The sequence below is a fragment of the Colwellia sp. C2M11 genome (genome assembly GCF_018860915.1).
Taxonomy (GTDB): domain Bacteria; phylum Pseudomonadota; class Gammaproteobacteria; order Enterobacterales; family Alteromonadaceae; genus Colwellia.
Window position 1 is genome coordinate 16,312 of record NZ_JAHKQD010000017.1, and the last position, 23,973, is coordinate 40,284.

The 23,973-nt window shown below is 37.0% G+C and carries 12 protein-coding genes and 5 pseudogenes; 3 read left to right on the forward strand and 14 right to left on the reverse strand.

From position 1 onward, the window contains the following. Positions 1 to 2: 2 nt before the first annotated feature. Entirely contained in the window at positions 3 to 1,427 is a 1,425-nt protein-coding gene (locus KO509_RS05825) for a lactate utilization protein B (protein WP_215972350.1), read from the reverse strand. Then, entirely contained in the window at positions 1,417 to 2,241 is an 825-nt protein-coding gene (locus KO509_RS05830; RefSeq protein WP_215972351.1) for a (Fe-S)-binding protein, read from the reverse strand. The genes KO509_RS05825 and KO509_RS05830 overlap by 11 nt, the downstream gene beginning before the upstream one ends. 209 nt (positions 2,242 to 2,450) lie before the next feature. Between KO509_RS05830 and KO509_RS05835 the strand changes: the two genes are divergently transcribed. From KO509_RS05835 to KO509_RS05845, 3 genes and pseudogenes are all read left to right on the forward strand, one after another. Beyond that, on the forward strand, positions 2,451 to 3,356 hold the full coding sequence (locus tag KO509_RS05835) for a LysR family transcriptional regulator (RefSeq protein ID WP_215972352.1): 906 nt from the start codon (positions 2,451 to 2,453) through the stop codon (positions 3,354 to 3,356). Between the two features lie 118 nt (positions 3,357 to 3,474). Beyond that, positions 3,475 to 3,846, forward strand: a pseudogene (locus KO509_RS05840) (IS982 family transposase); the annotation flags it as partial. A 100-nt stretch (positions 3,847 to 3,946) separates the two neighbouring features. Then, a pseudogene (locus KO509_RS05845) lies at positions 3,947 to 4,830 on the forward strand (IS982 family transposase). An 11-nt stretch (positions 4,831 to 4,841) separates the two neighbouring features. On the opposite strand, the pseudogene KO509_RS17990 reads toward KO509_RS05845, so the two are convergent. The 12 genes and pseudogenes from KO509_RS17990 to KO509_RS05910 all read right to left on the reverse strand — a co-directional run. Further along, positions 4,842 to 5,247, reverse strand: a pseudogene (locus tag KO509_RS17990) (winged helix-turn-helix domain-containing protein); the annotation flags it as partial. 318 nt (positions 5,248 to 5,565) lie between these two features. Beyond that, a pseudogene (locus KO509_RS05860) lies at positions 5,566 to 6,446 on the reverse strand (IS982 family transposase). A 266-nt stretch (positions 6,447 to 6,712) separates the two neighbouring features. Then, positions 6,713 to 7,816, reverse strand: a complete 1,104-nt coding sequence (locus KO509_RS05865) for a family 16 glycosylhydrolase (protein ID WP_215972356.1) — start codon at positions 7,814 to 7,816, stop codon at positions 6,713 to 6,715. A gap of 230 nt (positions 7,817 to 8,046) precedes the next feature. Continuing rightward, the gene (locus tag KO509_RS05870; RefSeq protein WP_215972357.1) at positions 8,047 to 9,957 is read right to left on the reverse strand and encodes an Ig-like domain-containing protein; all 1,911 of its coding nucleotides are present in this window, start codon (positions 9,955 to 9,957) and stop codon (positions 8,047 to 8,049) included. Between the two features lie 43 nt (positions 9,958 to 10,000). After that, positions 10,001 to 11,968: a CRTAC1 family protein gene (locus tag KO509_RS05875; RefSeq protein ID WP_215972358.1), complete on the reverse strand. Its 1,968-nt coding sequence runs from the start codon at positions 11,966 to 11,968 to the stop codon at positions 10,001 to 10,003. 83 nt (positions 11,969 to 12,051) lie between these two features. Next, a complete protein-coding gene (locus KO509_RS05880; protein ID WP_215972359.1) occupies positions 12,052 to 13,104 on the reverse strand; it encodes a family 16 glycosylhydrolase in 1,053 nt (350 codons plus the stop codon). Between the two features lie 124 nt (positions 13,105 to 13,228). Beyond that, positions 13,229 to 14,710, reverse strand: a complete 1,482-nt coding sequence (locus KO509_RS05885) for a sulfatase-like hydrolase/transferase (protein WP_215972360.1) — start codon at positions 14,708 to 14,710, stop codon at positions 13,229 to 13,231. A 57-nt stretch (positions 14,711 to 14,767) separates the two neighbouring features. Beyond that, the gene (locus KO509_RS05890) at positions 14,768 to 16,423 is read right to left on the reverse strand and encodes a sulfatase-like hydrolase/transferase (RefSeq protein ID WP_252727416.1); all 1,656 of its coding nucleotides are present in this window, start codon (positions 16,421 to 16,423) and stop codon (positions 14,768 to 14,770) included. A gap of 459 nt (positions 16,424 to 16,882) precedes the next feature. Beyond that, complete coding sequence (locus KO509_RS05895) at positions 16,883 to 19,324, reverse strand: alpha-amylase family protein (protein ID WP_215972361.1); 2,442 nt, start codon at positions 19,322 to 19,324, stop codon at positions 16,883 to 16,885. Positions 19,325 to 19,470: 146 nt separating this feature from the next. Further along, positions 19,471 to 22,101, reverse strand: a complete 2,631-nt coding sequence (locus KO509_RS05900) for a hypothetical protein (protein WP_215972362.1) — start codon at positions 22,099 to 22,101, stop codon at positions 19,471 to 19,473. Positions 22,102 to 22,185: 84 nt separating this feature from the next. Then, positions 22,186 to 22,806 (reverse strand): hypothetical protein, encoded by a 621-nt coding sequence (locus KO509_RS05905; protein WP_215972363.1) that lies wholly within the window; start codon positions 22,804 to 22,806, stop codon positions 22,186 to 22,188. A 304-nt stretch (positions 22,807 to 23,110) separates the two neighbouring features. Beyond that, a pseudogene (locus tag KO509_RS05910) lies at positions 23,111 to 23,809 on the reverse strand (IS5 family transposase). Positions 23,810 to 23,973: the final 164 nt, after the last annotated feature.

Consider the following 23,973-nt stretch of genomic DNA (forward strand, 5'->3'; position numbering starts at 1 on the left):
ATTTACGATCCACCACTTTCAGATTTTTTCATTTTTTTATATTGATGCATAAACGTTGTTGTTTCTGGTTCAATCAAGTCTCGGTTGCGTGTCCAACCTGAGGTGAATGGCATGTATTTGATCCAGCCATTACGACTGAAGGCTTTCATAAAAATAAGACTGCAAGATGAGAACAGTTGAAACAGTTGAGGTCTTTTAGCTAGAACACCGAAAAATTTAACAACAAAACGATTGGTTAAAGGTTCATACTTTTTCTCCCACGATTGTGCGCGCAGCGAGCGTAATAATTTAGGGAGAGGAATATTAACAGGACAAACATCTTCACAACGCCCGTTCATGGTACAAGCATGAGTTTGCTTATTGGCGACTTCAAGACTTTGTAAATGAGGCGTAAGTACCGATCCCATAGGTCCAGGATATACAGAGCCATAAGCATGTCCGCCAATATGTTTATATACCACACAATGATTCATACAAGCTCCGCAACGAATACAGCGCAGCATTTCTTCCATGCCTTCAGCGAGCATTTTTGTTCGACCATTATCAACTAAAACAATGTGACATTCTTCAGGTCCGTCAGCATCGTTCTTTCTTTTGGGACCATTATGAAAAGTTATATATTGCGTGATATCTGCGCCAGTAGCAGAGCGTGTTAACAAACGTAATAAAGGAATTGCATGTGCCATTGATGGTACAAGCTTTTCAATACCTGCGGTAACTATGTGTACTTTAGGTGGAGTAATTGTTAGTTCAGCATTACCTTCATTGGTTACTGTACAAGAAGAGCCACTGTCGGCAAGTAAGAAATTAGAGCCACTAATGCCAATATCAGATGTTAAAAACTTAGTGCGCAGATCACGACGTGCACTTCTTACCAGATCAGTAATTTCTTCTGAATAAGTTGGATCGCTATGAAACTCCCTAAAAAGTTTAACAACGTCTTCCCTGCTTCTATGCATAGCAGGCCAAATGATATGAGATGGAGGATCACCCGCCAGTTGAATAATATGTTCGGCAAGATCGGTTTCAATGCGCTCCATCTCTGAATTATCAAAAGCGTGTGTTAAGCCTATTTCTTCGCCCAACATAGATTTGCTACGAGTTACTTTTTTAGCTTTGTGTTCACGACAGATATCTAACACAATTTTTGAAGCTTCTTCAGCAGTACTCGCCCAATGAACAATAGTACCTTGAGCTAAAGCATTTTTTTCAAATTCAGCCAAATAATGCTCCATATGCTTAATGGTATGGTCTTTAACTTTTTGACCTTGTGCTCGTGCTTTTTCAAATTCAGGAAAGTTTGCAATGGCATCACTACGTTTTGCTTCAGCTTTGTCGGTTGTACGCCTGATGATCATTTTTAAATCAGGTTGCGCCAAAGCATCAGTAACATTTTGAGTAAAATTTTCAGGTTTATTAGCTTGCATCGTTAGCCCCTATAATCTTTGGTGCTAAACCCGCTAAAACTTCAGCGGTGTGCAATGCAGTAATTTTTTGATTACCTTCTCGATTAAGCTTTCCTGCGATATTCATTAAACATCCCATATCGCCACCAAGTAAATAATCAGCGTCAGCAGCAACAACATTTTCTACTTTTTCGCTAACAATGGCGTTAGATATGTCTGAATATTTAACACAAAATGTTCCACCAAAACCACAGCATTCAGAATGACCATTCAATGGTTTATGCTCTAAACCTTTAACGGTAGAAAGCATTTCTCTTGGTTGCTCGTAAACATTAAGAGAACGATAACCAGAGCAACTATCGTGATAAGTGAATGTACCATCAAGTTCAACACCATTCGGTTTAAAATTACATACATCAACTAAAAATGAGAGTAGTTCATGAGTTCTGTCAGCTAAATGTTGAGCTCTTGCTTGCCAACCGGGTTGTTCTTTAAATACTTCTATAAAGTTATTTTTGATCATTGAAGCACATGAACCCGAAGGTAAAATAACATAATCAAATTCTTCAAACTGTTCGATAACTTGATAAGCGATTTGACGAGTACCTTCATCGTCACCTGAATTAAATGCGGGTTGTCCACAGCAAGATTGAGCTGCTGGAACTTCAACAGTACAACCTGCTTGCTCAAGCAAAGTGATGGAAGCAAAACCTACTGAAGGACGTATTGTATTTACCAAACAGGTAACAAATAGTCCGACTCTCTTCTCGGAAATATTTAAACATTCAATCGTATTAGATTGATTAGCGTCAGTATAATTATTTTTGTCAGACATTTATCCGCCCTTATTCTACGAAGGTAATTTGGATATAGATTCAATATCCATCTACTTGAACAATTTAGTATGAAACACAGACAAAAGTATTATTATTTATAATACCCTACGTCGTTTCTCCTATATGAGCAATATACTCCGTTGGTATTTACCTGTATATTCGCAATAGAAAAATAAACTATTTCCATTTTAAACATAATGAGTTTGATATGAACGGTGCATCTGAGTTAGCAATTTTTGCTGTAGTAGTAGAAGAGAAGTCTTTTAGCCTGGCAGCTCAAAAAACAGGTTTGTCCAAAACCGTTGTTAGTAAAAAAATATCGGCACTAGAAAAACAGTTAAATACACAGCTACTTTATAGAACCACTCGAAAGCTTAGTCTTACTGACGCAGGTAAATTACTTTATAAACATGCAAAAGGTATTAACCAGCAAGCAAATGATGCTTTTACCGCGGTTAACGAGTTATCTAAAGACATTTCTGGTCATATTACAATGTCTGTACCGACCATTTCAGGTGAGTTATTACTGGCAGAGTTAGTATCAAGTTTTTGCAAAACCTACCCTAAAATCACCATTGAATTACGACTTGAAAATAAGCTTATCGACTTAGTTGAAGAAGGTGTTGATTTAGCTATAAGAACAGCTGTACTAGAGGATTCTTCCCTTATAGCTGTGCCTTTATTGGAATCTAATTGGATTGTCTGTGCTTCACCCGAGTATTTAAAAGCGAATAAAGCATTAAATACAATTGATGATCTGAAACGCCATAACTGCCTTTGCTACGATCTACAAGCAAATGGTAGTAATGAGTGGCGCTTTGATGACAATGGCGAGCAAAAATCAATATTAGTAAGAGGCTGTATGTCTTCAAATAATGCTTATTCTTTAAAAAAAGCAGCTATGAATGATATTGGGATTATTTATGTGCCTAAATGTAGTGTTTATGAAGAATTACAAGCAGGTTTATTGGTCAATGTGCTGAGCGATTATAAGGCACGTTCGCTAGGGGTTTTTGCTGTTTATCCCTACACGCGATATAAACCTGAAAAGCTAACCTTACTTATTGAGCATATTAAGCAAGGCTATCAAGATTTGGAGCATTATTTTGAATAACGTTCAAAATATATAAACTCTACAGAACTATTAATTAGCCTCAGATAGGAATAATAATAAATTAAGTACCTGCTTCACTACCCACCATTCCAACCAAGAAAAGTAATAAGAGACTAGCATAAGAGAGCTAGTTGAAATGTTTTATGATGACGATGATTTTTGTCGCGTATTTATCCCTCAATGGGAAAAACAATTAATTGCAGATGGTAATATAAAGCGAAATCGCCCCTTCCGTATGGCGATGAGTGAGGTTATCACTATCCTTATTGCTTTTCATACCTCTAATCATCGCGACTTTAAGAATTATTATAAAGGTTATATCGCTAAATTTTACCGCTCTCATTTTCCAAGTTTATTGAGTTACACTAGATTTCTAGAAGTGATGTCTAAGGCTATAGTGCCACTATCTAGCTATTTTTCGATACTAAAAGGTGAATCGACAGGTATTGAATTTATTGATTCTACAAGCATTAAAGTATGTCATTACTTAACCTCAGCTCGGGATAAGAATTAATTAAATTGAACTAAGTGCCCGTTCCACGATCCAATCTTTCGACCAAGAAAAAACAGAAAGATAATAAGAAACGGGCATGAATAAACTAGTTGAAATATTCTGTGATGTCGATGATTTTTGTCGCGTATTTATCCCACAATGGGAGAAACAATTAATTGCTGATGGAAGTATCAAGCGAAATCGTCCATGTCGTATGGCTATGAGTGAGATAATCACTATATTAATTGCTTTTCATACATCAAATCATCGCGACTTTAAAAATTATTATAAAGGTTATATTGCTAAGTTTTATCGTTCACATTTCCCTAGCTTATTGAGCTACACTCGATTTTTAGAAGTGATGCCTAAAGCGGTCGTTCCACTTTCTAGCTACTTTTCAATACTTAAAGGTGAGTCTACAGGTATTGAGTTTATTGACTCTACAAGCATAAAAGTATGCCATAACTTAAGAATTCCTAGACATAAAACATTTGACGGTATAGCCGAACGGGGCAAAGGAACAATGGGTTGGTTTTATGGGTTCAAACTACATTTAGTCACTAACTTTAGAGGTGAAATAGTTGAGGCTAAATTAACTACTGGCAATGTTCACGACACAAAGCCCGTATTAGCCTTAGCTAAAAACTTAAAGGGAAGTTATATGCAGATAAAGGCTATATAAGCAAAAAATTAACAGTTGGTTTGAAGGAAAAAGGAGTTGATTTGATAACAACCGTGCGCCGTAATATGAAAGCCAAAGCTATGTCGTTATGGGATAGAGCAATGTTATCTAAACGGTTTATTATTGAAACGATAAATGATCAATTGAAGAATATATCTCAAATAGAGCATTCGCGTCATCGTAGCCCGAATAGTTTTATGTTGAATTTACTGGCAGGTTTAGTGGCTTATTGCCTTAAAGAAAATAAGCCAACCCTTAATATTAGTGACGTAGAGAAGAATGCTATGGTTAGGGCTTAACCCGATCTGGGGTTACTTGGCGGACTGATAATCGCTTCAGTTGCACCTGTCGCTGGGCATATAGCACCGAATAGATACGCATATTCGAACTGTTGCTGCCTTACTACTCTTGGTCGTGTGCCTTTAGTTGCCCAAACGCGTGTGGTTGTATTTTGCTGACCAAATCGCGCTTCATCTTGAAACCACACATCGACTTTATCTAACTGGGTTTTCCATGGGATGTGAAGGATCGTTTCCATCTGGAAGCTTTTTAAAAAGCGTTTGAGCGCTTTCATCTTGTTTCGGGTGCTTGGAGCGGCTGGTTATCCATGAGAAATTTAAGTGGTGGAGTAGCCGATAAATATTACTAATTTCATACTCAACACTAAAATGCTCTGTAATATATGATTGAATATTTTTTACTTGTAAACGTCCGCCTATTAGCAAGAGTACTGCTTTCTTTAATAAAACTGCTTAATTATTTGAGTTGTTTTGCGGACAATTTTGTTGAGCTACCTGTATGACAACCTAAGTTTAAGGCATCAATCCCTTCATTGAAATATTTGTGAACTCAAATATTTACACTGCTTCAGGGCGACCTTTAAGTATTTTGCGATCTCTGTTCTAGACTTACCATCAACAAAGTGAGAAACCGCCAAGTAGCGATTTCTCATGCGGCTATTTTTAGCGCTTCGAGCGAGTTTTTCTAATTCTTTTGAAGTCATTAACCTGAGATCTGCTTAAGCGATAACGTTCTTAAGCTACCATCAGTCCAAATTCACTAGGTGATAACTTAATACGTGACTTTTTTTCTTTAAGATAATAAGCCACTATTCCTGCCATTACATTCAACATAAAGCCTGTCTCACTTCGATGCCGACTATGTTCAACTTGAGAAATATTTTTTAGCTGATCATTTATCGTTTCAATAATATATCTCTTTGATAACATGGCTCTATCAAACGCTGACATTGCTTTAGCTTCATGTTTTTACGAACGGTTGTAACCAAATCAACATCAATTTTTGATAACTTTTCACTTAACTTCTTTCCGATATATCCTTAATCAGCATAAAGCTTTCCAGAGAGGTTTTTGCATAGATCAGGGAGCGGTGCTCTATCGTTAGTATTACCTGGAGTGATCTTCAGAGAAATGATTTCACCTACGTGATTAATCAATAAATGCAATTTAAAGCCGTAAAACCAACCCATTGTTCCTTTCCCTCGTTTAGCAATAACATCAAACACTCTATTACGTGGGATACGTATGTTATGGCATACTTTAAGGCTTGTGGAATCTACAAAAGCAATACCTGTTGGTTTTCCTTTAACTGTTTGGAAATAAGCACACATAGGAATAAGTAGAGCGGACATTTTGTGTAAGAAACGCGTATAACTCAGTAAATTTGGAAAGTATTCCTTCCAATGTTTTTGAACTAAACCAATATAGAAGTTCTTGAAATTTCTGTGGTTTGATTGATGAAAAGCAATAACGATAGTCATACATTCGCTAGTGGGCATCTTTGATTGACGTCGTCGCTTTTTAGCTCCATTAGCTATTAATTCAGTTTCCCAAACAGGTAAAAACTTATAACAAAAATCATCGACATCGCAAAATATATCTATTAACTTATTCATCTGCCCACCTTTGTTGCTTTCAAATAGTTTTTAGTCGAAAGATCTGATCGCTAGGTGGGCAATTAGTTCAATACTTATCCAGTTTTCAGGTTCATTATGAAAAAGGAATAATTATAAAGTCAAATTAGATCACAAAATTAATCAAATTGGTATAATTGATGTCTGTTTAATATTCATTTGGCCGATAATTTTGCCAAATAAAAAGGGGGGTAATAATCAGATTATTACACCCTTTTGTTTACTAAGTTAATTCATTTTAGAACAAATTATGGTGCTCTTTTATAAACGCGTACCCAGTCAACATCCATGTTCGTCGGGTAACCTTCTTGAGTTGCATTTTCCGCAACAGGACATCGAGCTAAACTATGCGGACAGTTGTTATAAGTAACATGAGGGGTTCTCAAGCCAAGTGACAAGGTAACACGCATCGGTAAGTGCCAATAAAGGTTAGCCTTACGCGCCACTTCCTTACCATCTATATACCAAATAATATAATCCTCTGAAATTTCAGTACCATAAATATGGAAGTCGTCTCTTGGATCAAAGTCGGCAATAATTTTGTTTTGTGATAAATGTTGTAGATCATTGTGAGGACGAACTTCAACAGGATCACCATGTTCATCCTGATAAATAGCATGTAGATTCATATCGATAATTTCAGCAGTATCTTGTTTTTGAACACCTGTTACATCGCTGTATTCAGCTTGTTGTAATTCAACAAAATCGACTTCTGAGTAGATTGGATCGCCAGCTTTAGTTGGGTTCATACCTGCAGCAGCTCTATCTTGTCCATTACTGTAAACCCAAAACGCAGGGCTGTTGCCAGGGAAAGTATGTGTGCCTCTTATTTTGGCTTCATAATAACCATAGGTTTGCACAGAATTAGCTCGAATCATGCCTGATGTATAGAACATATCAACATCGACTCTGGCATTAACACCATCAGACTTACCCCAACGTTGTGCGGTATGCTCTTCGTAATCCATGGTTAAACGTAACTTGCCATCTTCAGTTATTTTCACATTTTCAGGACGCCATGACCATGGACCAAAGTCATCAGGATCATTTTCCCATTTACTGCTATCGAGGCTTACATTATTAAATTCATCTGAACGTTCAGGAATAAAAACCCAATCAGATTCATTACCGTCAACTAAAGTTGGTGATACATTGCCATTTTCATCCGGAACATTTTCAGTGATGGCATCAGGAACCTCTGTATCAGGTGTTTCTGTATCTGGCGTTTCTGCATCTGGTACTGTAATTTCAGGTGGATTTTGAACTGCTGGATCACTATCCCCCCCACAAGCGGTGGTTAAAAGTGTCGTTGCAGTGATTAGCGCTAGGGTTATTTTATTTTTTATTATCATTGTACTACCTAATTATTGATTTTTTATCGAGGTGTGAGGCTACAAAACAATCGCCGCACATATATTATATATAAACATATGATGTTTTTTATTTACAAACAATTAATTATAACTATCGAGTAAAATTGCTTAACCCGAGCTGAGGTTAATTATTGAATGGTGTAAAGTAAATAAGGAGACATAACGCTAATGACGTATGTGTTATTAGCGTTATTTTCGATTTATAGATTTTATATTTCGGTTCTTCTACGCAAAAAAAACACTAAAATAGGAAATAAAAAAGTTAACCAATGCATTGCGCCAGCAGTACTCTCCTTACTCGTATTAATTGCTTCATTAGGTATTTCATCAACGATAGGGTTTTCTGGTACTACCGATGTTTCTGGAGTTGGTGTTGAATCAATGTTATCTGAGCTGCTAGGCGGTTGTTCAACACTGAGCTCAGTGTCTCCATCTATAATTACAACTACTGTTTCTTCTTGTTTACCATTTACTGCTGTCGCGACAATATCAACCGTACCTGCCGCCAAAGCAAATAATTTACCTCGGTTATTTACGTAAGCTTTGGTTTCATCACTTGAGTGCCAATTAATGTATTGATTACTCGCACTAGTTGGTGTTACTTCAATCGCTAATTGAAGCGTTTCGCCAACAGCTATAGTGGCATTATTTTCTGTTTTAATGTCAGTAATATTGACAAAATCACCTGTAATTTTATCTAACATGATATTGTCAATATAGATGGTGCTATTTCCCTGTGCTGCCGCCGATTTGTCAATAATGACTTGCATATTATCATTAACGCCAGACGAAGATGCTCGGTTAATATTTTCGGTGACTGTTATCCATCGCTCACGCGGCAGAGAGCTAATATCAAAAGTATGGAGACTCTCAGGCTCTCCAAGTTTAATAGTAACATCCTTAATCGAGCTATTATTTTCTACAAAAACATCAAAAGAGAGTAAATAATTACCCGCGGTCGTTTCAATAGAACCTTGCGGTGATGTCGCGATAATATCGGCAGTTAAACCATTAGTATGCGAAATTTTTAAACTTTTTCGACCCGTGGAATATTTAAAATCAGGGTAACCTGTAATGGCCATGTTAGCATCAGACATTGCCCACCTTTTACGATATGCACCAGGTTTCTCAGGTTTTGCTAAATTAAAAATATCTTTACCATTCATTGCAATAGCCCCTTCAAAACCAAAAAAAGCTTTGTCGATAGCATAATTATTGGGCTTTTGCCAAACACGCACGTATTCTACTTCAAAGTCTACTGGTGGCGATAAATCTTGTTGGGTTGGCACTCCCATCCAGTCAAAAACTTCAGAGTCAAACCACATATCCATGCGGTTATTTAACAACCACTTATCACCTAAACAATCTAACGGTGTGCCGTTGGCAGAAAGGTTGGTTTTATCATTGGTATTTGCACATCCTGCTGGGCCTTGTTGTGCGCTATATAGTTTTTTACCCTCAAGGTATACCGTATAACTATCTTCGGTCCATTCAATACCATAAGTAGCAAATTTTTCAGCTACACGAAAACCTAAAGGATATTGATGATAGTAAATTTTATTTTTACTTTGTGGTTCTGGTCGATCAATTCGCCAATCATGAATTGATGTCCAAATTCTGGATTCAGGTGCTTTATTACCTCCAACTTTAGTTACCTTGCCAAAATGTTCAAAAACATCAAGTTCAGAGTCTTCACCTGTAAACCAAAAAGAGCCAGACATTGGCGCATCTGGTACTTTAACCTTTACTTCCATGTAACCATATAAAAAACTCTTATGATGGATAATGCCTGCAGAAGTCATATCTTTATAACCTTCAGCAAAGTCAAAATCTGGTTCCCATTGGGTCTTTATTTTTAGTTTTCCGTCTTCAATACGCACATTATGTGGTGCATATTGTGCGCCGCGCCCTTTCCAATAATTAGATGTTTCACCTAAGGCATACCACTTAGTTTCATCTAATGTATTACCGTTAAATTCATCACTGAATGTTTCATTGAATACCCATCCATTGTTATTTTCAGGATCGGATAACGGCAAAACCATTTCATCTGCTTGGCTTACAGTTGAAAGAAGTATCGAGGTAGATAAACCGAGTAAACTTGTTGTTTTAAGTTTCATAATGACTACTTATTAAATAATTGTTTATAGTGCGAAAAATTGGTTAATTAATATTAATATATTGATTAACCTGCTTAGGGTTAAGCTGAATTTCTTCGCCGTTTGTCCAAGTGACGGTAACGGTATCAACCTCATCGCACTGCCCTAGCCCGAACAACAAATCATTATTATAAGTAACCGCAAATGACGATGAAGTATTACCTACTTCCCGCACTTGAGTTCGCCCACAGGCATTAATCGTTACTTTAGTGCCGAATAAATCCGCTTTTTCAACTGGAGACATCCCGACAGTAATGCCTATATAGTTATTGTTTGATAATATTTCGTTATGATTTTCAAATAAATGCCACTTACCACGTTCATTAGCAAAAATAAGATCAAAATCACCATCTTTGTCGTAATCAATCACTTCTGCACCTGCACCTGTTGCACCTAAATCGGTTGAAATAGCTCCATGATTATCAACCAAGGTAAAAGATTTCCCTTGGTTGTTCATATACAAATACTGAGTAACTTCTTTTGACATATCGCCATAGCGCATAAAAAATAAATCTGTCCAACCGTCGTTATCATAATCAGCAGCCAAAGCACTAGTCGTTTGTTCATTAATATCAATGCCCATTTTTGACGTTACATCAAAAAATTGTCCATCTCTATTTTCTAACAACATAGCTGGTAGTGATTCATCTTTGGTTGTGGCGGGTGTTGAGATTACATTGTTTATCACGCCAGCGGTTGCTGAACTGGTTTGACTACAAATTCGCCAGTGATTATTGCCCATATAGCCAATATATAAACCCGGCTTGCTGTCTTTAGGTAAATTTTTCATTTTTACGCCTTTAACACATAAGTCTTCAGGCCAACCAAAGGATTCACTCGCAGTTAAGTTAATGGTACCACTTCGGTCTAAATCGTGAGAGGTATCCTTAGAGGAGCTTTTAAAATCTAATAAGCGCTTATCTTTACCTACATAAACATCAAAATCTGGATAAGCCATTTGCAAGTTTTCAAGCACAAAGTCTCCATCTATGGTGAGGTCTTCAAGTTGTAATGGTTGAAAACGTGAGAAAAATGCAAAACGTTTGCTTGCTGCATCGTAATAGGTTTCTGGCTCAAATTGATGCTCTGCTCTGCTAATTGCTAAATCTAAATCGCCGTCACCATCAAAATCAAGTTGTGAAATAGCACTAACATCCGAGGTGTGTTTTAATGAACCTAGTACTTTGTCAGTTACATCTGAAAAGGTATAACCTTCGCCGCCTGCTATCGCGACCATACGTTTACCACCAAAAACTAATATGTCTGACTGGTCATCACCATTAAAATCAGTAATGACAGAGCGATAACTTAATCGGTCACTAAAAGGTAAATTACCTTCAAAGACAAACTCACCTGTTCCTGAATTACTATAAAAATGGTTCGCCCCCGTTTCAAACTGCTCAGGTGTTGCAAAACCAGTTAAAAATAAATCTGAATTACCGTCATTATTTGCATCAAATACTTTGACTGAACGGCCTCTTCCTTTTTCGAAATGTTCTAAAGGTTTACCACCTGTAAATTGTCTATCTTTTGTTATTTCGAAATGTTTTGGTTTTCTCGGATTACTGCCATTACCACCACCTTGTGCAATAATCACTTCAACTAAACCATCTTTATCAAAGTCAGCAATAGCTGTACCGTGCATATCGCCATTAATTAATGTGGATGGTTCGGTAAAAGTCCCACCTTCATTCCAGTAAACAAACACTTTATGCGCATGCTCAGTTAATAAAAGGTCTTGGTAACCGTTACCATCAAGATCACCGACAATTGCAACGTCCCACTTACGTCGGCCTCTATCCTCTACCGGTATTACTCCTGACGTTTCGGTGAATAAGGTAGGAGGATTTGATTGATTATTTGCTTGTTCAGCGCCTTTTTTATCAAACGTAGCGCAACCATTTAAACTTGCGATTGCACAATATAGAGCGACAGTAGACGCAACTTTATTAAACTTGAATGTATACATCATAATTACTAAACCTTTAAGTTATTAAGTGATGCCAATTGTGTCTTGCTAATTAGCATAATATTTTTATTATTTCGTTCGCTATTTCACTTGTTTTTTTGCCAAACTCTAACGTATTCAATTTCAAAATCGACTATGCCGTCATCTTTCTTTTCTTTCGGACTATTTATTCCAAGTTCTGCTTTGCTTTTGGGGTAACCAACCCAAGGAAAAACTTCTTGATCTAACCAGAGGTTAATTGGCACAGTGGCAACATATCCGTTGTAATCGGCTGGAACATCTCTGTTTTCTTTAGCCCAAGCCGTTACTTCTTCTGTAGTAACTTGTGAGAAAAGTTTACCGTCAATATAGTATTTAACACCTTGCTCATCCCATTCAATACCATAAATATGAAAGTCGTCCGCAACTCTAAAGCCTAAATCTTTCCTTTCGGTATACGTTGGTTTACCGCGAAGTTTTTGCCAATCACGTATTGACCACCAAATTTGTCGGTCTAAGTGTTCTTTACCAGGTTCGCTGTGATAGCCCAGTAATTCAAAGAAATCGAATTCAACTCCTTTACCCATTGACCAAAAAGCACTAGTGACTTCAGCATCAGCCGCTTTGCTTTGTATTTCAATGTAACCGTATTTGAATTCTTTACGTGAAATAATACAGGCTGTCGTAATATTGGCGTACGGCATAGCTTCACCAAATACAGGGGTATGGACTTCTTTAATAAACGGAAAGTCTGGTTCCCAACGTGTTTCAAGAATAAGTTTGCCATCTTCTAAACGATAGTTACGTCCTGAAAACTGTGAAGGTGCACGACCTGTCCATACTTTTTTGTTGGGTTTATCAGGGTGTTTATACTCTGGTTTACCATCTTTAAATTTACCAACAACATACCAACGGTCTTCATCCAGCACTTCGGTTTCAAACTCATCACTTACTACAGTGTTATAAACCCATTGCCCTGTATTGTTAGGATCAGAAAATGGAGATACGAGTGGCGCAGTATGATTACTGTCGTTTGTGCTAGTTGCTACAGTGTTTGAGCCACTGCTACATGCGGTTAATAACGTAGAGCTAAGGAGAAAGGCATAAGCGGTAAGTAACTTATTTTTTTTAAAATTTTGTTTAGATATTTTTTTAAGCATAAGATTTTACCCTGCTAATAGAGTTTACGAAGTTAGTTATCCACTTAACTGAAAACCAGTTAAGTGGATAAAAGCACATCGCCGAATCCAGTTATGCAGAATGTGCTTAGTAAGCGCTAACTTCTTAATGTACATTTAACTCGTTAGCGGCTTTTTCTTTTAAACTAAAAGTTTCATGGAATCTCGGCATGGCTTTTTCTCGCCATAAAGCGCCTTCGGCATGATTGTGGAACCATGAAGGCTGAGTGTTACTCCAACTCCACATTTCCATTTCAGCGACCATTTCTCTTACAACGAGCGGGTACTCTTTACTTAAATCGTTACTTTCGCTGCTATCTTTTTCAACATCAAATAATTGCCATTTGCCACTTACATTGACAATTTTCCAATTATCTTTACGTGCAGCCGCTTCTGAATAACCATTTCTATGGCGTACGGCATAAATCATTTCGCCTGGTCTAGGGTCTGTGCCTGCAACTAAACTTGGTATTAAATTTTTACCATCAAGCTTTTTCTTTTTAGGTATTTCAGCACCTGCAATTTTTGCAAATGTTGGATATAAATCTAAAGTAGAAATAGGGAAGGTAAATGTTTTACCGTTTGGTATTTTTTTAGGCCAATGGAAAAACATAGGTGTTCTATAACCGCCTTCTAATACACTCCCTTTGCGACCTTTTAATGGGTAATTGTTAGCGCCTAGGTTTGGTTTGCCTCCGTTATCACTGAAAAATACAATTAAAGTATTATCGTATTGACCTGTATCTTTTAAGGTTTGTACAATTTCCTTAACACCTCGATCTACCGCATAAACCATACCTGCGTAGATTTTACGTTTTTTATCTTTAATCTCGGGGAATTGCGCCATGTCTTCTTCTTTAGCTTGCATAGGCGAATGAGGCGCATTGTATGCTAAGTATAAAAAGAAAGGCTGCTTTTTATCTTTTGCTGAGGCTTCAATAAAGTTTACTGCTTGCCCCGATAAAGCATCGGTTAGATATTCATTAACATCCACCTCTTTTCCATTGTGTTCAAGTGGTCTAAGGTAATGAAATATTGAGTGATTTAAACCTTGTTTACGTTGTTTTTCATATTGTGCTTTAAACTTACTTGGGAAATAGTCGTGGCCGCCATTTAAAAAGCCATAAAAATCATCAAAACCTCGGTTATTTGGATGGAAATCACCATCTTCACCTAAGTGCCACTTACCGATAGCTCCAGTATGGTAGCCTGCGTCTTGTAATACCTCACTGATAAAAATCTCAGAAGTAGGAATACCTAAACCTCCAGAGCGATCACTGGTAGGTAAGTTAAATTGTGAACCAAATTTGTGTGGATATCTTCCGGTCATAATACCTGCTCGGCTTGGTCCACAAAAAGGATGAGCATTGTATGCGGAAGTCATCATAGTCCCTTCTGCCGCTAACTGATCTAAATTAGGTGTTCTGATATCAGGTGACCCATTAAAGCCAACATCGGCATAACCCATATCATCGGTTAAAATAACTAAAATATTAGGTCGTTCATTAGCAGTACTTGCCAGTGAAACTTGACTTGCAAGTAAACAGGTACAACCTAAAACAAGCTGCCTAAATGTAAATTTTTTCATCGTTTTTACCTAAAGTTTGTATTTATTAATTAATATTTTTCTGCAATAACTTTTAAATTAAAGTAAGCCACGAGCTTTCATGTGATGGCGAAACTTTTCTACTGATGGGTCGCCCACTCTGACAAGTTCTTGCTCAAGTAATAAAACCATCTCTTTTAATTGCTTGCGGTATTTTTTATTATCAATTTCGTTGGTTACTTCAATAGGATCGTTAACCAAATCATACAATTCATCTCGACTATCACCTGGATTCCAGACAAATTTCATTTCAGGGGTTCTAATGGCTCTAATACCAAACCATGCCCCGTTATACCATTCGTATGCATAAAGCGATGAATCTATTCGGCCTTCATCTGCGAAATCCCCTTCCTTCATTAGCGATACTAATGTTCTACCATCAATGTCATCGCCAATTGATACTCCCATAATATCTGAAAGTGTTGGCGCTATATCAATAATAGACACTTGACGATTTACAGTCTTGCTTTCTTGATGTGGTGATTTAATCAGGAGTGGCATACGCATTAATTCATCATACGCGTAAGGGCCTTTGTCATATAACCCATGTTCACCTAACATACTACCTTGGTCACCAACTAAAATGATAGTTAGGTCGTCATACATACCTTCTTCTTTTGCTGTATTTAGTAGGTCGCCAACAACGCGATCAACCATTGCAATAGCACCATAATAAAATGCTCGTGTTCTTCTCCAATCCATATCACTCATATGACCAACATCATGCCAAGGCCACCATACGCCATCTTGCGATAACGGTTTATTAACACGTGGGCTTAAATGATTTTTTGGCAGTTTAAGTGTTCCTGGATCAAACATGCTGGCATAAGGCTCAGGCACACGGTAGGCAGGATGTGGCTGATTAAAACTGACTACACCAAAAAATGGTCGTTTATCTTTGGCCGCCTGTTTTATCATTGCTTGCCCATGAACGACTTTTTTATAAGCTTCAGTATCTTCATAACCACCTGGTAGGGTCATAAAGTATTCGTGTTTCTCATTATTTTCGTCAAGTTTACCTTCATAGTAACCTTTCACTTGAGGAACTTTTGCATACGGTGTCCATTGACGACTAAATCGCTCTTCTGCTTCATGCCCATGTGCTAAATCAATTTCAGCGCCACGCATTTTTCTCCCTTGTGCGCCTAAGTGCCATTTCCCAACATAACCCACTAAGTAGCCAGCTTCAGACGCTGCTCGCATGATCCCGCCTTCTTTTGGATCAAGCTCAGAGACACGAGAGTGCCAAAGTTCAACATTATCATCTAAACCTGTTTTATGACCCCAACGACCAGTGAACATTGCTGCTCTTGACGGAGAACAAAGACCAGTTGTTGTCATTGCATTATCAAAGCGCACTGATTCTGCCGCTAATGCATCAATATTGGGTGTTTTAACCGGGCCTCCGCGATAAGAAAAAGTATCAAAACGCATATCATCAAACATGATTACGAGTACATTTTCTTTAGGGGTAGCTACACTTGAGGTAGCTACACTTGAGGTAGCTACACTTGAGGTAGCTACACTTGAGGTTGCAACTTTTTGACTCTCATTACTATAAGCTAACGGTGAAAAAATAACTGCAGCCAAACTCCCCATGGTTATAAATTTAACAAGTTTTGATATACGGGGACCGAGATTTTCTCTATCCTGATTTATCTTTTGAAAAGATCTTTGTTGTAAAAACAGTTTCATGCTTCACCTTAACTATTTGATTTTTTTGTTGTAATAAGTGCTTGGTAAGCGAGTTACCTTGATTTGAAAATAAATAATCACTTTATTATTTAACCAGATATTTCACAAGCCAATTGATTATCCATATATAAACATATGATGTTTGTATGTGCAAGATTTAAATAGTGTAGACTTTGTAAAGTTATGTAAACAATAAAAATGAGTAAGCCTGTTAATTAGTTTTAATAATAGTTTCCTAAATAAGCTTTAGGACTGTGTTGCTGGAAGATTTTGAAGTTGATACGTCTTTAGCTTAAATACCAAAGCATTAAATGAAAAAAAGCCGTAGGGTTACTACGGCAACAACAATGGGGGAAACTATATAGCGTATTGTTGAAACTCAGCTATAAAAACAAAAACCATTCAAAATATTAAAAAAGACGCCGTAGTTTTGATACGGCGTCAAAAAATCGCAATCTATTAGTGCGATTTAACTTCTAACAAGAGGACACCTTCAGAAGCTAATTCAAACGTAGAATCCAAGGAATTTCCGGTCATTAAGTCAGTAACAGTCACTGGCTTACCGTTTCTTAGCGTTAAGTCTAATTTAGCTGTATTGTGACCAACGTTTAGTATATTGACTAAATAAGTGCCATCAGACTGCTTAATTGTTCGCCAAGTAGTGGTTTTATATGCTTCTCCATTATCTTCAGCTATTACCACATCAGGCATTTGCTCTGTCACTTGAGCAAGGGCTACCTGCTTAATTTTAGCAAGGTCTGCGCTCGGCTCTAAAGTGATTAGTTTACCTTTACCAGCTTTTAACTTTTTAGTGCGTTTTTGGCCATATTCATTAAGTAATAAACTCTTTGAATCAACAATAACTGTACCACCAGCACCAAGATAAGATTGTAAAGCGTCGAATTCAGCATCAGTCACATTTGGGTTGTTATATACAACCACAGTCTCCCAATCGCTGTTGTCTTGCTTTTCAATAATGTTTTTAGTGACAAAACCTAAAGGTAAACCTTCGAAAAATAATTCCTCGTAAAGTTTAGAACCCTTGGTCATGTAATCATCAGTATTGATGGCAGTCGTTTCAGAATAAAATAAACGTATAGGACGCATTTGTTCACGTAATGCAATAATTTCTTCTGAAAAACTATTTAAGTCAAACATTACCTGTGTTACTTCGTTGGTTACATGAGGTTGCATATTATTTGAACCAGCATATGCACCACCAAGCCCAGGATCGAAGAAGTCTAAATCTCCTTCTAAACGATCTTCAGGAGAACCATCAGGATCACGAGCCCAGAACCAGCCAGTATTAGCATCCATACCAAGTAAAGTCGCTAACCAGTACACACTACGCACATAACTGGTGCGAGTATCTAAATCACGCCATTGGCCAGATGATAAAAAGTGAGACTCTGAATTGAAGTTGATCTTGTCAGGTGCTACTGATTCCATAAAGTCGTGGAACATTGCAACCATTCCCCAAGAATAAGCATACTTTTCTATCCACTCAGACGATTTACCAGGACGAATATTCTCACTACCAAAGGCTTTAGCATCATGACCCACCATGGTAGTTAATTCTGCTAATGCTTCGGTATCAATACCACCAGAACGAGAGTCATACATAAACATTCTAGGCATTACCTTAATGGATGTATGAGCGTCTGGATTCACTGAATGTAGTTCATTTTGCACAAACGTAAACCAGTCTGTACTTCTATCCATATTATAACGAGACCAGTCATACCAAATAGGTTGTCCTTGTAATGCTGGATCAATTGGAATCTCAATTGCTACGGTTTCAAAACTAGTAAATGACGTACCCCAATTACTATTTAACGCTGCGATATCACTAGCATACTTATTATCTAACCAGTCACGGAACTTGTTAAGCGTATAAGAAGAAATAGAGGTCATTTCTTCAAAGTTGGCTGTCCAATGTCCTTTTTCAGCATACCAATGTGGCTCATTCGCCAAAACAAAGCCCAATTCGGTAACTTTTTTACCTTTTGTTAATCGACCTGTTTCATGGATAATCTTACCCCAAACATCACGAACTAAAGGGTTATCGATATCAAAACCAGTAAATAAAGAGCGACCTTTACGTACTTCAGGCTCTTGCTTTTCAACCCATTCAGGAATACCCATGATCCAATAATATAAGAAACCAATATTGGTATCAGGAATATCAGTCAATTCTTTCATCAACTCTTGGTCAAAGGTACCATCTTCTTTCAACAAGAAAGAATTGATAGCCCGGTCATGATCCGTTGGGTATAGGTTTTCACCACCATGGTACAGCGCGCCTAAATGATCATTATACACATCAGTATTAGTTAAAGGCTGACCAACTGATTTAGAAAAATAATCGTAAAGAAAAATAGGTTTACCATTGCTGATAAACATATTATCGCTAGCTTTAGTACCTTGCCAATCAACTTTGTTAACAGGACGTCGTTTGATTTCACCACGTAACTCTTGACCTAAAACATCGATACCTTTAGTGAGAATATCAATTACTTTTTGACGTTCAAAATCCGGCAATGCTGCGGCAAGTTCTACTTTGTCATCAGCATAATAACGTTCGTAACCAAATGCTTGCTCTATGGCTTTCGGGTTAGCTTCATCCCAATTAGCAAACTTAAGAAACTCTTGAGAGAACCAAACAAGTGTTTCTTCTCTAGTTACATCAATATTTTTAGCGCGAGCTTGTTCCATCATGCTCAACAGAGTTTTTAATTGTGCTCGAGCTTCTTGCTCTAATGCACTGGCTGCAGAGTAACCAGTCTCAGCAACTGCAACAGTAACTTGAGGGGCGCTAACTTGAGCGTTCTGTTTTTTACTACAACCGGTAGTTAACAAAAGAGCCGAAGCAATAGCTACTCCTATGAGTGTTCTATTCATGATTTATCTCACTGTTGTTCATTAACAAATTTATATTACCACACATAATACATATACAAACATCATATGTATAGGTTAATTTTTTATTATTTTACTAATTATTGAAGATACAAAATCTCTTCAACAAAACTACATTTTGATTCTAGCTATTTGTATATAAAATCGGTTGCTTGCGTTCCGTTAGGCTCGCGCATATCTCCACGATATAAAATCAAAGTATCTTCAGGCAAACCATTTGACGTAATAGTGGCTTGACTAAAATCTACTGGATAAAAGCCTTCTGTTGCTGATTCATCACCTATATTTTCTGCCGATAACATTGATAATGCTAACACAGGTGCTGTTGGAAATATTTTATACCAACGAGTACCTGATGGATTATCAAAACTATCAGGTGTAAGCGCTGCTAACTGCTCTGGTGTTTGCTCCCCAGTTATAGTTTTTTGTTGTAAATCACCACGGGTAAGCTGACCAACAGTTTTATTGTTTAAATCAGCTAAGTATTGACGGTTAGCATCCGTAAGCAAATAGGTAATGTTATTACCCACTTCAGCAACTGGTTCATCAAATACTGTTTGTGTTAAAGAAATATCACCTTTAATAACTAAGTTATTAATACGTCCTCGGGTTAAGTCACGACAACTTGCTTTACAGTTAAATGCCCCCTTACCCACAAGTAATGCGGTACCACTATCAATCGCTTCAATATTTTCCACAGTAATATCTTTCATTATTTTAGAGTGTGGTTTTAACCAAACGCCAGTGAAACCGTTTGTCACTTTCACGTTTGAAATATTGATTTTATTCATCGATGAAAAGTAAGGGCCTGCACGATTAAAGTTATCATTATCAGTACCATTCCCCGCCTCTAATCGAACACCAATACCATTAATAACTTCAATGCTATCAATTTCTATCCAGTCACCACCGTATATTTGCACAACACCGTATCCCGTATGAGCATTAGTTGCTTTTATATTTTTTATTGACCCTTTTACAGGTGTACGGCCATAAGTCGGGTTACGTTTTATCGCGAACATATCAGCCACAACCTCATTATTTTCATTTAAGAAATTATTAAAGCTATCAGTTTTCAGTGGTACATTACTTGATCCTTCAAGCTTGTTAGTACCATCAGGGTTATCTTTAACATAACGGTCTTCTAAAAAAATAGGTTTAGAGCCAAAACGCCACGCATAGGCTCCATCTTTATAGTCAGCATCGGCAAACATCTGCACAGCCACTGATTCAGTATGATTATCTTGAATTTCGATATCTGAAATAGCGAAGTTTTTTACATAAAATAAACCTATAGGAATAGCCCGAGTTAGATTAACTACGCCGTTGCCGTTACCACCATTCATATAGCCATAGTTATGCGGCATATTGGTTTTAGCATCTATTATGAATTTTTCGCCTGGCACTGTTGATCTTACTTCAACGTTTTCGATACGATCAGCTAATAAATTTCCAGGGCCATTACTACGACCAAATGAGAACAAAAATTGACGATTAGGTTTATTTATATTTTGAGGTTCATTTTGGCTGGTTGGATAGGTATCTTCTTTAATCCCTCGCATTTCTAAAACAACGCCTGGCTCTACTTCAATACGAATATTTGAAGGAACGGCGATATGAGATAAACTAAAGCGATTTTGCCCATTAGGATTTGCCCGTAATATTACAACACCACCATATTCTTCTCTTTTTGATTGATTTAACGCTGCTTTTAAGCGAGCAGTGTCATTTACTGTATCAGCAAATACCGCTTCGGCTATTAGCTCATTAGGCTCATCATCAAATATTTTATTTTCAAAAAAGCCAACATTAGCCGTGGTAACGTCATTTTCATCGGTGTAGCCCCTATAGCCCGTTAAGTCTGTATCAAGCATGCCATCAGCAGGGTTTGATGTTGGTTCAGGTAAAGTATCAATAATTTCACTGATTACTTTAATCTGATTAATTCCTAAATTAGCACCATCTACAGCTCTAAATCTAAAACGTACTTTGCTTGCTGATACATTTGCATTAGCGCGAAAGGTGTTTTCACTTGCACTTGCATTGCCCCAATTTTTAAGCACTATCCAACCGCTACCCGTTTTATGAGCTACTTCCCAACTTGTAACTAGATTTTCTGGTATATCGTCTTGAGCAAAGCTAAAAACAAGATTATTGCTTTCGACAATATCAAAAATTATGTAAACATTACTATTAGCTGCGCCAACAATTGTAGCCACTGCTTCTTGTGTATCATCACCAGCTACCACATTCGCTAATATAGGGTTATTCCAATGAGAACTTGGTGCCATATTAGCAACTGTTAATAAATTTACCTCTTCATTTGATGGTATTTCAGCAGAAATTAACTGTTGTAACTCTGCCGTATAAGCAAATGGCCCCCGTTGAGATGCAAAGTAAATTTGAGTCTTATCGTTAGTCGAAGCAACTACAAAATATGGATGACCACTATCATCGATACCATCTTCAGCAAGTACGTCATGACTACTATTAGTAATCACGATTCTTAACGCCTCTGAAAGTTCTGTCATAGTTGGTATAACAATATTGTTATATGTGTAATAACCAACCTCACGTTTTGTATAACGATCACTGTGCTCTATAGTTGCTTCAGCAACAGTTTGCCAAGTATCTATTTCTACGGCTAGTGCTTGAAATGACAATTGACTGGTAAAAATTACAACAATAAACAAAAAAATAGTCTGGTGTAAATTTTTTAATTTATTGATAAAAATACGAGATAAACGGATATTAACCATTTTTATTCTCCAAATATTAGAAGTGACATCATGCAAAACAGTTGTTTTACATGATGTGAATTAAGCTATGGCAAGAGAAAAACGTTAAGCAATTTTTATAAAACGTTTTATTATTCCTGCCAATGCTAATAGAAATAGCGCCCATGAAGCCGGTTCTGTTACTGAAATAGACTGTTTACTAATCGTAATATTTGAAACGGTTAAATAGTCATCATAAGCATAATTGCTATCTTCAATACCAAACTCTAATGACATTAACGAGCCTATAAAAGTGCTAATATCTACACTCAAACCGCCATTTTTGAAGTCATGAACAAGATCAAGGTTCTCATCAACGAGGGTGACATACGCATAGTCAGCGGTAGAATCAATTTTTAACGAAATTTCAGATGTACCTGCGGCAACCATAAATTCTTGATATAAGTACACTCCCCAATATTCATTGGTTGTGTCTGCAAAAGTATTAAGGGTGACACTGTTACTAGTTGTTGAAAAATTATTGGAATAATCACCAAAAATTACATCAGTGACATTATTATCCATGTCATTTTCAGTGTCATAATAAACAACATCGCCTCCCCAACCATTAAGACCATTACTAAAATCCACATTTACAAGGTTAGCTGATACAGCGCTACTCATAACCAAGCCTGTTAAAAGGCAAGCGGTGCCTAAAATATTTTTATATGTTAATTTTTTTTTCATTATATTTATCCTAACATTATTTAAAAACGCTAAATTTATTGAGCTAAATAGCCCGTATTCAATATCTAAATGGATAAACTCTCATGCTGTTTTTTTGTTTTTGAATGTACGTTTTTACAGCACTCCCCCGCTAAATATCAATAAAGCAATATACATACACAGCACAAATAAAACATCATATATTTATAATATATTAATGCATTGTTTAAGATGATAATTACAGCACTTCTTAAGTTTTTATTTATATTGAATATTCTGAAATATACTAGGGCCTGTTGATCTTTCAAGTTCATAATTTAACCACTTACATTGGCAGCCATATCATGGAGCACGCCAATGCGAGTGTACTTTCATAGTTTCTTTTTAATTTATCGTATCTTGTCGCTATACCCCGATACTGCTTGAGGCATGCAAATACATTTTCAACTAAATGTCGGTATTTATATAAACACCAATCGATATCAGCATTACCCACTTTAGAGTTTTTCTTCCTCGGAATTACTGGAATAGTATTTTTATCACGTATTTACTCTCTAAGTACTTCACTATCATAGCCCCGATCAGCAATGATATAATCCGAACTTGGCAGCATATCTATAAGTGTTGGTGCTGCTCTACTGTCGTGAACTTCACTAACTGTAATGTAAAATTCAATAGGTAAGCCGTAACTATCTACCGCCATATGAATTTTAGTGGTGTTACCCGCAACACTTTTACCTATACCCTCACCATCCTCTGTTCTAGCGCCAGTACTGTGCTGATGTGCTTTAACAATACTACCATCAATAAACTCCCACTCTAGGTCCGGCTCATACCTTAATGCTCTGTAAACCCTCATTAAAACACCTTTCTTTGACCATAAATTAAAGCGCCTATATATGGCACTCCAATCACCAAACGACTCTGGCACATCACGCCAAGGACAACCTGTTCGCATTCGGTATAAAATACCTTCCAAAGTATTTCTGTGTGTGGGCTTGTTATACACTCTATCTTTGAGCATTATAACGCTCAGTTTTGATCAGTGCTCATCGTTAAGCATTGTTCGAGGCATGGTGATCTCGTATTTCTATTTTTGGCGAAATAATTATACGAGATTGCCTTTTTAGTTCAAAATCTAATCACGAAAGATCAACAGCCCCGTATCTTTTCAAGTTAGTTATCTTA

What these genes read in the sequence shown, in the direction of transcription:
- KO509_RS05835 (WP_215972352.1), top strand. Translation starts at nt 2,451, where the DNA reads ATGAACGGTGCATCTGAGTTAGCAATTTTTGCTGTAGTAGTAGAAGAG.
- KO509_RS05885 (WP_215972360.1), bottom strand. Translation starts at nt 14,710, where the DNA reads ATGAAAAAATTTACATTTAGGCAGCTTGTTTTAGGTTGTACCTGTTTA.
- KO509_RS05830 (WP_215972351.1), bottom strand. Translation starts at nt 2,241, where the DNA reads ATGTCTGACAAAAATAATTATACTGACGCTAATCAATCTAATACGATT.
- KO509_RS05825 (WP_215972350.1), bottom strand. Translation starts at nt 1,427, where the DNA reads ATGCAAGCTAATAAACCTGAAAATTTTACTCAAAATGTTACTGATGCT.
- KO509_RS05905 (WP_215972363.1), bottom strand. Translation starts at nt 22,806, where the DNA reads ATGAAAAAAAAATTAACATATAAAAATATTTTAGGCACCGCTTGCCTT.
- KO509_RS05890 (WP_252727416.1), bottom strand. Translation starts at nt 16,423, where the DNA reads ATGAAACTGTTTTTACAACAAAGATCTTTTCAAAAGATAAATCAGGAT.
- KO509_RS05875 (WP_215972358.1), bottom strand. Translation starts at nt 11,968, where the DNA reads ATGATGTATACATTCAAGTTTAATAAAGTTGCGTCTACTGTCGCTCTA.
- KO509_RS05880 (WP_215972359.1), bottom strand. Translation starts at nt 13,104, where the DNA reads ATGCTTAAAAAAATATCTAAACAAAATTTTAAAAAAAATAAGTTACTT.
- KO509_RS05895 (WP_215972361.1), bottom strand. Translation starts at nt 19,324, where the DNA reads ATGAATAGAACACTCATAGGAGTAGCTATTGCTTCGGCTCTTTTGTTA.
- KO509_RS05900 (WP_215972362.1), bottom strand. Translation starts at nt 22,101, where the DNA reads ATGGTTAATATCCGTTTATCTCGTATTTTTATCAATAAATTAAAAAAT.
- KO509_RS05870 (WP_215972357.1), bottom strand. Translation starts at nt 9,957, where the DNA reads ATGAAACTTAAAACAACAAGTTTACTCGGTTTATCTACCTCGATACTT.
- KO509_RS05865 (WP_215972356.1), bottom strand. Translation starts at nt 7,816, where the DNA reads ATGATAATAAAAAATAAAATAACCCTAGCGCTAATCACTGCAACGACA.